Annotated in this window: 14 protein-coding genes; 4 read left to right on the top strand and 10 right to left on the bottom strand. The window is 72.0% G+C overall.

The features are described from left to right. Nucleotides 1-29 precede the first annotated feature (29 nt). Nucleotides 30-905 (top strand): Fpg/Nei family DNA glycosylase, encoded by an 876-nt coding sequence (locus ABD951_RS24930; RefSeq protein ID WP_345351914.1) that lies wholly within the window; start codon nucleotides 30-32, stop codon nucleotides 903-905. Nucleotides 906-970: 65 nt separating this feature from the next. On the opposite strand, the gene ABD951_RS24925 is transcribed toward ABD951_RS24930, so the two are convergent. The 6 genes from ABD951_RS24925 to ABD951_RS24900 form a co-directional block, all read right to left on the bottom strand. Then, nucleotides 971-1,099 (bottom strand): hypothetical protein, encoded by a 129-nt coding sequence (locus ABD951_RS24925; RefSeq protein ID WP_345351911.1) that lies wholly within the window; start codon nucleotides 1,097-1,099, stop codon nucleotides 971-973. Nucleotides 1,100-1,318: 219 nt separating this feature from the next. Continuing rightward, the gene (locus ABD951_RS24920) at nucleotides 1,319-1,447 is read right to left on the bottom strand and encodes a hypothetical protein (protein WP_345351908.1); all 129 of its coding nucleotides are present in this window, start codon (nucleotides 1,445-1,447) and stop codon (nucleotides 1,319-1,321) included. A 178-nt stretch (nucleotides 1,448-1,625) separates the two neighbouring features. After that, entirely contained in the window at nucleotides 1,626-3,113 is a 1,488-nt protein-coding gene (locus tag ABD951_RS24915; RefSeq protein ID WP_345351905.1) for a carboxylesterase/lipase family protein, read from the bottom strand. Then, on the bottom strand, nucleotides 3,106-4,569 hold the full coding sequence (locus ABD951_RS24910; RefSeq protein ID WP_345351902.1) for a dihydrolipoyl dehydrogenase family protein: 1,464 nt from the start codon (nucleotides 4,567-4,569) through the stop codon (nucleotides 3,106-3,108). Before ABD951_RS24910 ends, ABD951_RS24915 begins: the two co-directional genes overlap by 8 nt. Nucleotides 4,570-4,606: 37 nt before the next feature. Further along, nucleotides 4,607-4,852 (bottom strand): DUF2630 family protein, encoded by a 246-nt coding sequence (locus tag ABD951_RS24905; protein WP_345351899.1) that lies wholly within the window; start codon nucleotides 4,850-4,852, stop codon nucleotides 4,607-4,609. 53 nt (nucleotides 4,853-4,905) lie between these two features. Continuing rightward, a complete protein-coding gene (locus ABD951_RS24900; protein WP_345351896.1) occupies nucleotides 4,906-6,192 on the bottom strand; it encodes a hypothetical protein in 1,287 nt (428 codons plus the stop codon). Nucleotides 6,193-6,304: 112 nt separating this feature from the next. Here ABD951_RS24900 and ABD951_RS24895 point away from each other — a divergent pair, with 112 nt between their 5' ends. Continuing rightward, nucleotides 6,305-7,168, top strand: coding sequence for an FAD:protein FMN transferase (locus tag ABD951_RS24895; RefSeq protein WP_345351893.1), 864 nt, complete (start codon nucleotides 6,305-6,307; stop codon nucleotides 7,166-7,168). A gap of 32 nt (nucleotides 7,169-7,200) precedes the next feature. On the opposite strand, the gene pgi is transcribed toward ABD951_RS24895, so the two are convergent. Together pgi and ABD951_RS24885 are read right to left on the bottom strand one after the other, a co-directional pair. Further along, nucleotides 7,201-8,850, bottom strand: coding sequence for a glucose-6-phosphate isomerase (pgi, locus tag ABD951_RS24890; RefSeq protein WP_345351890.1), 1,650 nt, complete (start codon nucleotides 8,848-8,850; stop codon nucleotides 7,201-7,203). 135 nt (nucleotides 8,851-8,985) lie between these two features. Continuing rightward, a complete protein-coding gene (locus ABD951_RS24885; protein ID WP_345351887.1) occupies nucleotides 8,986-9,291 on the bottom strand; it encodes a chorismate mutase in 306 nt (101 codons plus the stop codon). Between the two features lie 346 nt (nucleotides 9,292-9,637). Between ABD951_RS24885 and pcrA the strand changes: the two genes are divergently transcribed. Further along, nucleotides 9,638-12,100, top strand: a complete 2,463-nt coding sequence (gene pcrA, locus ABD951_RS24880; protein ID WP_345351885.1) for a DNA helicase PcrA — start codon at nucleotides 9,638-9,640, stop codon at nucleotides 12,098-12,100. Here the strand turns inward: pcrA and ABD951_RS24875 are convergent. Next, nucleotides 12,090-12,776, bottom strand: coding sequence for a response regulator (locus tag ABD951_RS24875; RefSeq protein WP_345351882.1), 687 nt, complete (start codon nucleotides 12,774-12,776; stop codon nucleotides 12,090-12,092). The two genes, pcrA and ABD951_RS24875, sit on opposite strands and share 11 nt — an antisense overlap. A gap of 20 nt (nucleotides 12,777-12,796) precedes the next feature. Next, nucleotides 12,797-14,005, bottom strand: a complete 1,209-nt coding sequence (locus ABD951_RS24870) for a sensor histidine kinase (protein WP_345351879.1) — start codon at nucleotides 14,003-14,005, stop codon at nucleotides 12,797-12,799. A 159-nt stretch (nucleotides 14,006-14,164) separates the two neighbouring features. Here ABD951_RS24870 and ABD951_RS24865 point away from each other — a divergent pair, with 159 nt between their 5' ends. Then, nucleotides 14,165-14,545 (top strand): hypothetical protein, encoded by a 381-nt coding sequence (locus tag ABD951_RS24865; protein WP_345351876.1) that lies wholly within the window; start codon nucleotides 14,165-14,167, stop codon nucleotides 14,543-14,545. Nucleotides 14,546-14,561 lie beyond the last annotated feature (16 nt).

The raw sequence follows: 14,561 nt of genomic DNA, 5'->3' as shown, positions 1-14,561 counted from the left end.
CCGGGCCGAAGTCGCTCTACGCTGAGGGCATGCCCGAACTGCCCGAGGTGGAGGCCCTGGCTCAGTTCCTGCGCGACCACGCGGTCGGCGCGGTGATCGGGCGGGTGGACGTCGCGGCGCTGAGCGTCCTCAAGACCTTCGACCCGCCGATCTCCCATCTGCGCGGCCGCGACATCAGCGGCGCCGCCCGGTTCGGCAAACACCTCGGCCTGCGGTGCGGCGAGGAGGACGGGCTGTGGCTGATCACCCACCTGTCCCGGGCGGGGTGGCTGCGCTGGCAGGACAACCCGAGCGCGACGCCGCCCAAACCGGGCAAGGGTCCGCTGGCGTTGCGGATGCATCTGTTCGCGCCGGACGGCACCGCACCCGCGATCGACCTCACCGAGGCCGGCACCCAGAAGCGGCTCGCGGTGTGGCTGGTGCGGACACCGGCGGAGGTGCCGGGTGTCGCAAAGCTCGGGCCCGATGCCCTCGACGTCGCCGAAACCGCGTTCGCGACGCTGCTGTCGAAGTCCCCGCAGCGGATCAAGACCGCCCTCACCGATCAGGCCCTGCTCGCCGGGATCGGTAACGCCTACTCCGACGAGATCCTGCACACGGCCCGGCTGTCACCGTTCGCCACCGCGAACAAGCTTTCCCCGGAACAGGTTTCGACACTGCACGCGGTGATGCGGGAGGTGCTCGCCGACGCGGTGGCGCGATCGGTCGGGCAGGACGCGGCCCGGCTCAAGGGGGAGAAGCGATCCGGGATGCAGGTGCACGCCCGCACCGGCCTGCCGTGTCCGGTGTGCGGGGACACCGTGCGGGAGGTCTCGTACGCGGACCGTTCCTTCCAGTACTGCCCGACCTGCCAGACCGGCGGCAAGATCCTCGCGGACCGGCGGATGTCGCGGCTGCTCAAGTAGCCGGGGGCGGCGCGGCAGCCGCGTGGAGTCCGCTTCACGCGGGCTCCACGCGGCGACACCGTTTCCTACCCCGACAGCTCGCCGGCGGCCCCGGCGGAACCGGTGAAGAAGCTCACCGCACCGAACAGGTCGCTCGTCGCGCCGGCGAAATCCGCCGCGAAGTCGAGGAACGGAATGATCTCGGTGGAACCCATCTGTGCTCTCCTGTGTCGTTGCACGGAACATGTGCGGGACGCGGCGTCCCTCGGTCAGCTTTCGTCGCCGCGGCGTGGCTCCGCAACGAGGTATACGGGAAATTGGCGCTCACGGTCCCGCATCTTGACGCCGGGCCACGGGTGCCGGGTAATTTCCGTCAATTGCGAATCTTCTTTGCCAGCCGGCGTCGAAAAGTGGCTGTGCGGCGACGCCGTTGGCTATCCGGACAGCTCGCCTGCGGCCCCGGCGGAACCGGTGAAGAAGCTCAGCGCGCTGAACAGATCGCCGGTCGCGCCGGCGAAATCCGCGGCGAAGTCGAGGTACGGAACAAAATCGGCAGAACCCATCGATGCTCTCTCCTGTGTGTCGCGAAATGGCGGGGTATTCGATCCCCGGGAGAGCATCCGGCAGCCCCGACGAATATGCAACGCAAATGTGGCGCACGCCACCGATTTGTTTTCGACATTCATTGTTGGTGATATTCGCAATTGTTTATTCGTCGAGCGGTGGTGCCGACATTCCTCGTCATCGACGGTGCCGATATCCGATCCACGCCCGTCGCTTGTCGCCGTCGGGGTCGTCCTCCACGCGCGCGACGGTGTCGACGATCAGCGTCTCGCGCCGATCGATGCCGTACACCGGCCAGGTCTCCCGGGGATGCCCGTGCCGGGCGAAGTGCAGCCAGTGCGACTGCAGGATGTTCGTGGCGGCCCGCAGCCCGTCGCGGCCGCCGAGAGCCGCCGCGGCCTTGCCCAGCGGACGGTCGCCTGCCCCGAACACGGCGAGCAGCTCGGTGGCGTGAGTGGCACCGAAACCGGTCCAGCGCAACAGATTCGGCGCGAAGTCGTAGCGGTACATGTAGGTCGGCGCGGCGGTGGTGTGCGCCTGGGCCACCAGGATCGACGGTTCCCAGAACGTGACGTCGCCACCCAACTGGACCGCGGCGTGCCGGTCCGGGTAGCCGGGATAGGCCTCCAGGATGCGGGTCACCAGGGCCGGGTCGGTTTCGGCGAACATATTCTCGATCCGCTCCGGGTCGGTCGGGATGATGTCGAGGAACCGCGGAAACATCGTTCCCTCACGGGCATTGGTTCCGATGATCAGCGGCACCGGATGGGCGAGCCCGGCGGCGAACGCGTCCAGCGGGTGCCGGGGCAGCAGGTCGCCGTCGACGACCGGCGCGAACGCCCGCGTCCCGGGGGCTTCGTCGGCGCCCCGCGCGGCGAGACTGTCGCCGGCCCGGACCAGTTCGTCGGGGTGCGCCTCCGTGAGCGCGCGGACGGGATCGGAGTCGCGGTCGAGCAGTTCGAGGAACTCGCCGGCCCACGCCCGCGCGCGGTCGCGGCCGTACGCGGATGCGGCAGGGGGACTCTGGGCGATCGCGCGCTGGAACAGGCCCGCGGCGGACGGCACACACATCAGAGTCGTGACGGCGTTGGCGCCGGCGGACTCGCCGAACAGGGTGACGTTGTCGGGATCGCCGCCGAACGCAGCGATGTTGCGCCGCACCCACGACAGCGCGGCGACCTGGTCGCGCAGGCCGAGATTCGAGTCGAACGGCCGCTGCGCGGTGGCGTGGTCGCCGAAGTCGAGGTAGCCGAGCGCGCCCAGCCGGTAGCCGACCGACACGTACACCACGTCGCCGCGGCGCACGAGCGCATCCCCGTGGTACAGCGGCGTCGACGGCGCGCCGGTGCTGTAGGCGCCGCCGTGGATGAACACCATCACCGGCCGACGGTCCTCGCTGCGGGCGGCGGGGGCAAGGACGTTGACGGTCAGGCAGTCCTCGCCGGTCCGGATCGATCGGGCCATGCGGCCGGACTGGGGTGCGGCGCAGCCGAACTCGGTGGCATCGTGCACACCGGACCACGGTGTGACCGGCTGGGGCGCGCGCAGTCGCAGGTCCCCGACGGGTGGTTCGGCGTACGGGATGCCCCGCCACGACCGCAGCCCGTGCTGTTCGCGCCCCTGCACCGCACCGTCGGCGGTGACGACGACCAGCGGGTCAGCCACGGCGGGCCTCCAGCAGTCGAAGCCACACCTCGGACACCGTCGGATACGCGGGGACCGCGTGCCACAGCGCAGGCAGCGGGACCGCGCCGACCACCGCGACCGTCGCCGCGTGCAGCAGCTCCGCGACCTCGGTGCCGACGAAGGTCGCCCCGAGGAGGGTGTCGGAGGCGCGGTCGATCACCAGCTTCGCGTGGCCGGTGAAGTCGTCGCGGGACAGCGAGGACCCGGCCACCGCGATGTCGAGGTCCACCGTCTCCACGTCGAATCCCGCGGCGCGGGCGGCCCGCTCGGTGCGCCCGACCGACGCGACCTCCGGGGACGTGAACACCACCTGCGGGACGGCGGAGCCGTCGGCGCCGGCGCGGTACCGGTCACCGTCGACGGAGTGGGACCGAGCCCGGGCCGCGATCACGTCGCCGCAGATCCGCCCGTGGTACTTGCCCATGTGGGTCAGGGGCGAGCGGCCGGCGACGTCGCCGACCGCGTACAGCCAGTTGCCGGTGACACCCGCGACGGTGAGATGGTCGTCGGTGCTGACGGCGTCGAGTCCGACCGACTCCAACCCGAGGCCGGCGATCGCCGGGCGGCGTCCGGCCGCGACCAGCAGTTCGTCGACGACGAGGTCGGAGTCGTCGTCGAGCGAGACGGTCACCGGGCCGCCGTGGATCCGGCCGACCCCGGTGTCGCGTGGTGACGCGCGGCGCACCGCGGCGGCGCTGACCCCGGTGCGTACCTCGGCGCCGCGGGCCCGCAGCGCCGCGGCCACCGCGTCCCGGGCGAACGGTTCGGCCGACGCGAGCAGCGCCGGGCCGCGGACCAGCAGCGTCACCTCCCGAGCCCCCAGGTCCAGCAACCAGCTCGCGGCCTCGCAGGCGACGACTCCGCCGCCGATGATCGCCACCCGGTCGGGCACCTCCGCCAGATTGGTCGCGTCCCGCGACGTCCACGGCAGCGCCTCGCGCAGGCCCGGCGTCGCGGGGACGGTGGGCGACGACCCGGTCGCCAGGACCACCGCGAGCCGGGCGGCGAGCGTGCGGGTCCCGTCGGCCGTGTCGACCACGACCGCGCGGTCCCCGGCGAGCCGGCCCGAGCCCCGGAGCACGTCGACACCCACCGACGTCGCCCAGCTCTCCTGACCGCTGTCGTCGTGGTGGGAGGTGAACCGGTCGCGCCGGCGCAGCACGGACGGGACGTCGAGTGTGTTCCCGCCCAACGATTCCCGGACACCCGCCATCGCGCGTCCGGCCCCGAGCACCGACCCGGGGCGGAGCAGCGCCTTGCTCGGCATGCACGCCCAGTACGAACACTCGCCGCCGAGCAGCTCGTGCTCGACGATCACCGCCGTACGGTCCGAACCGGCCACGGCGTACTGCGCCGCGACCTCGCCGGCCGGACCACCGCCGATCACGACCACGTCGTATTCGGTCGGGGCCACGGCGCCGGATTCGGAGGGCATGCGACCACGGTAGAACGGCGCGCGGCCGGGCGCCGGGTTACTGGAGGTAGCCCTCGACCTGGCTGGCCGGGCTGACCGGCACCTCGTCCGGCGGCAGGCCGGCATCGGCGCGGGCACGCCGCTGCCGCAGCAGGTCCCAGCACTGGTCGAGCGTCTGTTCGACGGAGGCGAGACGGGCCCGCTCGGTGTCGGGGTCGAGCTGCCCGGACTCCGTCTTCGCTCGGAGCTCGTGTTCGGCCTCGACCAGCTCGCGTATGCGGGTCAGGATGTCCTGTTCGCTCATCTGCGGCCTCCCGTGGTGTTCGACTGCCGGTCCACCCAGCCTAGGCCGGACGGTCACCACTGTCGCCCGGTGAGGCCGCGCCGGGCGAGCTCGGTCGCGGCGCGTTCCCGCAGGCCCGGATCCTTCGACACGAGTGCGAGCGTGTACCGGTCACCGAGCCGACACAGATACGCCGACAGCCGGTTTCGGGAGGCCGCCATCCGGTCCGCGGTGATGCCCGGGTGCACCGCCCGGGTCGCGACCGCGTCCGCGCGGGCCCCGCCGATGGTGGCCAGCGCGGCGGGCACGGCGCCGATGTTGGAGCAGAGCACGTCCCGTTCCCCGGGGTCGGGGGCGAGCCGGTACGCCACGGCATCCGGAACCAGCTGCAGCAGCTCCGGCGGAAATCCGGCCGGGCTCGACATCGGCGGGCGGGTGTAGGCGGCGCGCAGCAGGTCACGGACCGCGGCGGGGGAGTCGCCGGGGCGCACCGCGACCTCGACCATGTCGACCGCGTTCCCCGGCATCGGCGGGTCGTGGCGGCGGTCCACGGGTACGCCGACCCCCCGCGGCCCGGGCGCACCGGAGGCGGCGATCCCGACCGCGACCGCGACCAGCAGCGAGTTCGGCGTCCCACCGGCGCGAGCCGCCTCGGCGTCCCACCGGTCCGCGTCGATGTCCGTGATCAGCGACTCCGTCGCCGGTGAGTGCCGGTCACCCCGATCGGGGTGACCGGCACTCACCGGCGCGGAGCGCAGTTCGGCGCGGCGCGACGGGTGGCGGACCAGGCCCGCGACGGCGCGGACGGTGCGCGCGCCCACTCCGATGACCATCCGGGCGGCGTCGGCCGCGTCGTCGCGCACCCGGTGCGACGGCGGATCCTCGGACGGTGCCGGGGCACCGGCGACCGCGGCGGCCAGCACCGTCGCCAGCCCCCGGGCGTCGGCGACCACGTGCGAGCACACCAGCGACAGCACCGTGCCGCCGCCGTCGAGGCGCGCGGCCGCGAGCCGCCATCCCGCCCCGGATTCCGGGTCCACCGGCCGGGCCGCGACCGTGTCCGCCCACGCCACCACCGCGTCGCTGGGGACCGTGGACGGCGCCCACTCGATCGGCCACGGGGCGGCGCCGGGCTGCCAGCGCGGCCGGGCGCCCGGAACCGAGGGGCGGATCACGGTGCGGGAGAGCGGCCCCTGCGAAAGGGCGGCATGCACGCGGACCAGGTCCGACGGTTCGATGTCGCCGCCGCGCCACAGCCCCTGCATCACGACCGGGGTGCCGAATCCGCGATGGGTGCGCAGGAACATCTCGTCGACGACCGACAGTCGCTGCGCCCGGACCCTCGGCGACCGTCTGGACATGACGGCGACCGTACCGCACGTCGGCATCGCCCCGGCGGCCGGGAAAAACCCCACCTCCGCGCTCGGGAACAGGGCGCATACTGGTAGTTCAGTACTCAGTACTCGCTGACTCATGCGCGTCAGCGTCGGCATCGTCGTGGAGCGCAGGATCATGGCCCCGAGCACATCGTGGAGCACCTGGGGGAGCGAGGTCGAGGTGCGTGTCACCGAATGGGCAGCCCTCTCCGAGGCCACCGCGATCGTGAGAGCGACCCTGTCCGAGGTGCGGGCGGCCTGCGACCTCGGTCGCGGCGACGCCGAGATCCACACCGTCAACCAGGCGCAGGGCACGCCCGTGCGGGTCAGCAGCCAGCTGGGCGGTCTGATCCGGGCTGCGCTGTGGGCGGCCCGGATGACCGGCGGCGCCGTGTCCCCGTTGTCGGTCGAGTGCGCCCGGGTGGGAGAACAGACGCCGGCGCAGCCCGCCCCGTGCTTCCTGGACGTGCGGGTCGACGGCGACACCGTGTTCGCACCCTTCGGTGCGTTCCTCGACATCACCGGCACCGCGAAGGCCGGGGCCGCGCACCGGGTGGCGCGGCGCGCCGCCGACACCCTCGAATGTGGGGTCCTGGTCCGCGTCGACGAGGTCGTGGCGACGTGGGGGCACTGCCCGATCGGCGGGTGGCAGGTCGAGGCGGGCAGCGCGGTTCCGGGTCGCGGGGCCCAGGTCGAGGTGCGGGCGGGCAGCGCGCTGGCGTCGGCGCGGGCGCCGGCGGCGGCCGGCGGCGCCCCCGACTCCGGACTCGACTGCGTCACCGTGGTCGCCGACGACGGTCTGTGGGCATACGCGGCCGCGCTCGCGGCGGTCGGACAGGGTGTCGCCGCGCTGCGATGGCTGACCGAGAACGACCTCGCCGCGCGGGTCGCGTACCGGCACGGCAGCGTGCGCATCACCGACGCGTGGCGGCACCTGCCGCCGTACGACCACGCGGCCTAGGCGCCGCACCCTCCCGGGGCGCGGCGGAACGGTCAGACCAGGCGACCGCGCCGGTGCCGGTACCAGCGCACCAGGGTGTCCGTCGACGAATCGCCCTGCCGGGCAGGAGCCTGCGGCTCGGTCAGGATAGGTTCGAGTTCGAGCGCCTGCACCTTGCCGAGTTCGACGCCCCACTGGTCGAACGAGTCGATTCCGAACACCACGCCCTCGACGAACACCTGGTGCTCGTAGAGCGCTATCAGCTGCCCGAGCACCGACGGGGTGATCTTCGGGGCGAGGATCGTCGTCGACGGCCGGTTTCCCGGCATCACCTTGTGCGGCACCAGTTCCGGGGCAGTGCCCTCGGCGGCGATCTCCTCGGCGGTCTTGCCGAACGCGAGGACCTTCGTCTGGGCGAAGAGGTTGCTCATCAGCACGTCGTGCATCGATCCGGCGCCGTCGATCGTCGCGAGATCGTCTGTGGGCTCGGCGAATCCGATGAAGTCGGCCGGTACCAGCCGGGTGCCCTGGTGCAACAACTGGTAGAAGGCGTGCTGGCCGTTGGTGCCCGGCTCACCCCAGAAGATCTCGCCGGTCGGCATCGACACCGGGGATCCGTCGGCCCGCACCGACTTCCCGTTCGACTCCATCGTCAACTGCTGCAGGTACGCGGCGAACCGTCCGAGGTCGTTCGAATACGGCAGCACCGCACGCGAATCCGCGCCGAACAGGCTCGAGTACCAGAGCCCGATCATGCCGAGCAGGACCGGGGCGTTGGACTCGAGCGGACGCTCGGCGAAGTGCCGGTCGATCGCGTGGAAGCCGGCCAGGAACTCGCCGAACGCCTCCCGGCCGATCACACACATCAGCGACAGACCCACCGCCGAATCGACCGAGTACCGTCCGCCGACCCAGTCCCAGAATCCGAACATGTTGGCCGGGTCGATGCCGAACTCCGCGACCCGCTCGGCGTTCGTGGACACCGCGACGAAATGGCCGGCGACGGCGTCCTCCCCGAGTGCGTCGACCAGCCAGCGGCGGGCGGCCGTCGCGTTGGTGAGGGTCTCCAGGGTCGTGAACGTCTTCGACGCGACGATGAACAGGGTGGTCGCGGGGTCCAGCCCGGCGAGCTTGCCGACCAGGTCCGCGGGGTCGATGTTGGACACGAACCGTGCGGTGACACCGGAGTCGACGTAGTGCCGCAGCGCTCGAAACGCCATCACCGGCCCCAGGTCGGAGCCGCCGATGCCGAGGTTCACGACCGTGGTGATGCGCTTGCCGGTCGCGCCGCGCCACTGTCCGGACCGCAGCCGGTCGGTGAACTCGCCCATCCGGTCGAGCACCGCGTGCACGTCCGCGACCACGTTGTGGCCGTCGACGATCAGGGAGGCGCCCCTGGGCAGCCGCAGCGCGGTGTGCAGCACCGCCCGGTTCTCCGAGGTGTTGACGTGGTCGCCGCGCAGCATCGCGTCCCGGCGCTCCTCGACGCCCGCGGCCCGGGCCACCTCCACCAGCAGTCGCAGCGCCTCCCGGTCCATCCGGTGCTTGCTGTAGTCGATGTACAGGTCGGCGGCGGTGACGGTGAGCTCGCGCCCGCGCTCCGGGTCCTCGGCGAAGAACTCGCGCAGGTGCCGGTCGGAGACCAGGCCGTGGTGCGCGCGCAGCTTCTGCCAGGCGGAGGTCGCGGTGATGTCGAGACTCATGTTCGAAACACTATCGGCACCCGCCCACGACCGCTGGGGTGCTTCCAGCAATTGAGAACGCTGAATCGAACCAGCACCGCCGGTCGCCGCGCCGGTCCGGGGACACCGACCGCCGCGCGGGAGTGCCCGGCCGCGTCAGCGCCCGAGCGGTCCGCGGCCGAGCCGGAGCAGCAGCATCGCGAGGGTGTGGCCCTCCTGGCCCAGCTCGCTGAAGCGCTCCAGGACCTTCATCTCCCGGCTGTGCACCAGGCGGGGACCGCCGGACGCCATCCGGGTGCGCCCGATGATCCGGGAGACCTCGCTGCGCCGTTTGACCGCGGCCAGGATCTCGGCGTCGAGCCGGTCGATCTCCTTGCGGAGCTCGTCGATTTCGGCCTCGCTGGTCGGCAGGTCGGCGTCGGTGTTCGTGGTGTCGCCGTTCGGCGAGAGGGGGGCACCCATTGTGTACAAACTCCTCGTGTCACTGGCCGGCTCGGGTGACCGGTTCGGCTCGGGTCACCAGCCGGCGCGGATCACCGGCTGGATCGCTGTCGGCCCTCGGTCGCCGTCCGCTCCGGGCCCTCTCACGAAAAAGCCCCGGATCCGGACGCGGACCGCGGGGCTCGTGGGTTGATCAGGCCACGGGCACCGGAGTCCGGTACCCGTGAAGAAATCGCCAGGGGAGGCGATCGTCGGCGCTGAGCATGACCCCATTTTGCCACGCGTGGCCCGTCGCGTCCGGGAGTGGGTGGAGGTAGGTGTGGCCGCGGCGACCGTTGTCGGTGCACGGCGGTAGCGTGGACAGGCGATGAACACATTCTCCGCAGCAGCTCACCCCGGCGCCCGCACCGCGACCGCGGACCTCCTCGACGGACTGAACCCGCAGCAGCGTGAGGCCGTCGTGCACACCGGGTCGCCGCTGCTGATCGTCGCCGGTGCCGGGTCGGGCAAGACCGCGGTGCTGACGCGGCGCATCGCCCACCTGCTCGCCGAACGGGACGTCACCCCCGGGCAGATCCTGGCGATCACGTTCACCAACAAGGCCGCGGCGGAGATGCGGGAACGTGTCGCGCACCTCGTCGGGCCCCGCGCGAACAGCATGTGGGTGGCGACGTTCCACTCCAGCTGCGTGCGGATCCTGCGCATGCAGGCCGCGCTGCTGCCGGGCCTGAACTCGAACTTCACGATCTACGACGCGGACGACTCGCGGCGGCTGCTGACGATGATCTCGAAGGACCTCGAGATCGACCAGAAGAAGTACTCGGCGCGGCTGCTGGCCACGCACATCTCGAACCTGAAGAACGAGCTGATCGGTCCCGAGGAGGCCGCCGCCAACGCGGAGCTCGAGACCAATGAGGTGGTGCGCCTGGTCGCCCGCGTGTACGGGCACTACCAGGCGCGGCTGCGGGCGGCGAACGCTCTCGACTTCGACGACCTGATCGGCGAGACGGTGGCGCTGCTGCAGAACCATCCGCAGGTCGCCGAGTACTACCGGCGCCGCTTCCGGCACGTACTCGTCGACGAGTACCAGGACACCAACCACGCCCAGTACGTGCTGGTGCGCACCCTGGTCGGCGAGGAGGGGGCGGCGGTGCCGCCGTCGGAGCTGTGCGTCGTCGGTGACGCGGACCAGTCCATCTACGCGTTCCGCGGCGCCACGATCCGCAACATCGAGGAGTTCGAACGGGACTACCCGCAGGCCCGCACGATCCTGCTCGAGCAGAACTACCGGTCCACGCAGAACATCCTGTCCGCCGCCAACGCGGTGATCGCCCGCAACACCGGCCGCCGCGAGAAGAGGCTGTGGACCGACTCCGGCGAGGGTGACCTGATCACCGGCTACGTCGCCGACAACGAACACGACGAGGCGTCGTTCGTGGCATCGGAGATCGACCGGCTCGTCGACACCGGCGACGCGAAGTTCGGTGACGTCGCGGTGTTCTACCGCACCAACAACTCCTCGCGCGCGCTCGAGGAGGTCTTCATCCGGCTCGGCCTGCCGTACAAGGTGGTCGGCGGCGTCCGGTTCTACGAGCGCAAGGAGGTTCGCGACATGGTCGCGTACCTGCGGGTGCTGGAGAACCCGGACGACACGGTGAGCCTGCGCCGGATCCTCAACACGCCGCGCCGCGGAATAGGGGACCGCGCCGAGGCCTGCGTCGCGGTCCACGCCGAGCAGCGGGGCATCGGCTTCGCGGCCGCGCTCCGCGACGCCGCCGACGGGACCGTGCCGCTGCTGAACACCCGCTCGCAGAAGGCGATCGCCGGCTTCCTCGACATGATGGACGAGATCCGCGAGTCGATGCAGCCCGACGACACCGGCCTGATCGACGTCGGCGAGGTGGTCGAGGCGGTCCTCGACAAGACCCGCTATCGCGCGGAGCTCGAGGCCAGCAGCGACCCGCAGGACGGTGCCCGCCTCGACAACCTCAACGAACTCGTCAGTGTCGCACGCGAATTCAGCTCCGATGCCCGCAACGCGGCCGGGATCGACACGGTCGTCGACGACGCTCTCGAAGGGGCGCTGGCCGCGGCCGGGGAGGACGACCCCGCGATCGGTGAAGGCGAACCCGACCCCGGCTCGCTGGCCGCGTTCCTCGAACGCGTGTCGCTGGTCGCGGACTCGGACCAGCTGCCCGACAACGGCGACGGCGTCGTGACGCTGATGACGCTGCACACCGCGAAGGGCCTCGAGTTCCCCGTCGTGTTCGTCACCGGCTGGGAGGACGGCCAGTTCCCGCACATGCGGGCCCTCGGCGATCCGGCGGAACTGTCGGAGGAGCGGCGGCTGGCGTACGTCGGCATCACCCGCGCCCGGCAGCGGCTGTACGTGAGCCGCGCGGTGCTGCGCTCGGCATGGGGGCAGCCGATCACCAACCCGGAATCGCGTTTCCTGCAGGAGATCCCGCAGGACCTGATCGACTGGCGTCGCGAGGACCCGGGCCCGGGTGCGGGTGGCGCGATCGGCGGCGGCCGGTACCGCGGTGGGCAGGGCTACGGCGGTGGGTACGGCAGCGGCGGCGGTTTCGGCGGCGGGGACTTCGGCGGTCGCGGAAAGGCCGAGTCGACGCCGAGTTTCGGCGTGGCCCGTCCGCGTAACAACCACCTCGTGCTCGCTGTCGGCGACCGCGTCAGCCACGACAAGTACGGACTCGGCACCGTCCTCGAGACGAAGGGCGCCGGCACCACCGCGACCGTCACCGTCGACTTCGGGTCGTCCGGCAAGGTCCGGCTGATGCTGATCGGCGGCGTGCCGATGGTCAAGCTCTGACGTCCCACCCGCCGCCGCCCGCGGCGCCGGGAGTGGGAGCGCCGGGCGTGACGACGCCGTGGTCGAAGGCGTAGACGATCGCCGCGGCGCGGTCGCGCAGGTCGAGTTTGACGAAGATGTGGCCGACGTGCGACTTCACCGTCACCTCGGAAATGCCCAGGGCCCGGGCGATCTCGGTGTTGGATCGACCGCGCCCGATCAGGGCCAGCACCTCGGTCTCGCGTGCCGTCAGCTCCGCTGTACCGTGTCGGTCCGTGACCGGAGCGGCGGCGCGGTAGGTGCTGAGCACCCGGCCCGTCACGGACGGATCGAGGCACGACCCGCCGGCGGCGACGGTCCGCACACCGCGGATCAGCTCCTCGGCGGGCGAATCCTTGAGAATGAACCCGGCCGCCCCGGCACGGAGGGCACCCGACAGCAGTTCGTCGTCGTCGAAGGTGGTCAGCACGAGCACCGGCGGGTGTGCGGCGTCGGCCCGGAGCGCTCGGGTCGCGGTGATGCCGTCGACCCGCTTCATCCGCAGGTCCATCAACACCACATCCGGATCGTGCTCACGCACCGCGGCGACAACCTCGGAGCCGTCCGAACACTCGCCGGCGATCACGAAACCGTCCTTGCGGCGCAGGATCCGACGCAGCCCCGAGCGGACGAGTTCCTGGTCGTCGACCAACAGCACCCGAACCTCCGCCGGCGTCGTCACGTCGGCCTCGGGGCGCGCCGGACGAGGCCGAGCGGGCAGCTGCCGCCGGGCATCGGCATGCGGGCGTGCACCCGCCAGCCGTCCGCCTCCGGGCCCGCGCGCAGCTCCCCGCCCAGCAGGGCGACGCGCTCGCGCATGCCGCGCAGTCCGCTGCCCGTCGACCGGTCCGTGCGAGTGGCCGGAGCCCACAGGTGGTTGCGGACGTCGACGGTCACCGCGTCGGCGCCGATCGCGACCCGGACATCGGCACCCGACCCCGGGGCGTGCTTGACGACGTTCGCCAGCGACTCCTGGGAGACGCGGTAGATGCCGAGCCCGGTCGCCGCGGTGACACCGGACGGGTCGCCGCGCATCTCGAACCGCACCGGCAGACCCGCACGCCGGAAGTCGTCGACCAGTTCGGGAACATCCCCGATCCCCGGTTCCGGGTGCGAGTCGGACGGCCCCGTGCCCAACAGGCCCACCGTGCGGCGGATGTCGGCCATGGCCTGCCTGCCGAGCCGCTCCGCGTCGGTCAGCGCGTCGACCGCCTCGTCCACGTCGCGGTCCTGCTCGAGCGCGCGGCGCGCGGCCGTCAGGTGCAGCAGGGTGACGCTCAGCGAGTGCGCGATCACGTCGTGCACCTCCCGTGCGATGCGTTGCCGCTCCGCCGCGGCCGACTGCGCGGCCTGGACGGCGCGGGCCTCCCGCTCCTGATGCAGCAGCCGAAGCTGGATCTGCATCAGGCGACCGATGATCCAGCCCAGCACGACGGCCAGCACGTACCAGGCCGCGGCGCCGCCGAGCCGTCCGCTGATCGCGAAGGCGATCGGGACGGCCGTCGCCGCGGCGAGTGTCGCCAGGCTCACCGTCAGCCCGGACGTGGCCGCCACCTCCCCGGCCATCATCATCAGCAACAGCGGCGCGACGTCGAACTCGGTGGCCGGCGGGTCGAGCATCAGCAGCGTCGTCGCGGCGATCACGATCGCAGCCAGGATCGGCCGGGGCACGAGGGTGCCCGGCTTGACCATGTCCCCGACCGTCGGCGCGACCACTGCGATCACGCCCAGCACCAGTGCCGGGCCGGGCGGTACGAAGGCATCGCGTTGTGCGACCGCGACCACCGCGATCGCCGCGGTGGCGAGGTGTTCGAACAGCGGGACGACCATCGGGTAGTCGTACCCGCTCGCCGCCAGCCGCTGTCGGAAGAACTCCGTGACCGGCACAGCGTCAGCGTAAACGCGGGTGGGGCCCGCCGCATCCGCCCGGAATCGGAGCCGTTCTCCTACCCGGGTAGGAGACGAAGTCCCGACTCCGGCACGGCGACCGCGCCGCGCCGCATCCCTAGCGTGGGTGTCACACGACGTTTCCGTGGAGGTGACGAGATGTCCTGGACCGAATTCCGTGCCCGCCGGCAGGTGCTCGAGGACGTGCTGTCCCGGGTCGAGGCCGATCCGACCGTGGTCCGCAGGCTCGCCGAGATACCCGGTGCCCGAGAGCTTTTCGGATCGTCCGACGAGATACTGCTGGCCCTGCAGCAGCGGTGGAGCGGGCACCTCGCGGCACTGCTCGACCAGGCCGTCGAGGAGGGCACCGCGCCTCGGGACGCCTGGCTGCGGCTCGCCGAGGAGCAACCCGCCCTCCGGGCCGCGCTGGACGCGGGCGCCACGGTCTCCGCCGCGCTGCGCCGCGAGCAGCGGACCGAACAGGAGATGGCCGACGCACACATGACCGGGCGCGCGACGAAGAGGGTGACGGTCGGCTGACGCGGTCGGCGACCGC

The organism is Rhodococcus olei (genome assembly GCF_039540555.1).
In the GTDB taxonomy this organism is placed as follows: Bacteria; Actinomycetota; Actinomycetes; order Mycobacteriales; family Mycobacteriaceae; genus Rhodococcus_G; species Rhodococcus_G olei.
The sequence above is the reverse complement of the archived record's forward strand: the minus strand, read 5'-3'. Positions and strand labels throughout refer to the sequence as shown.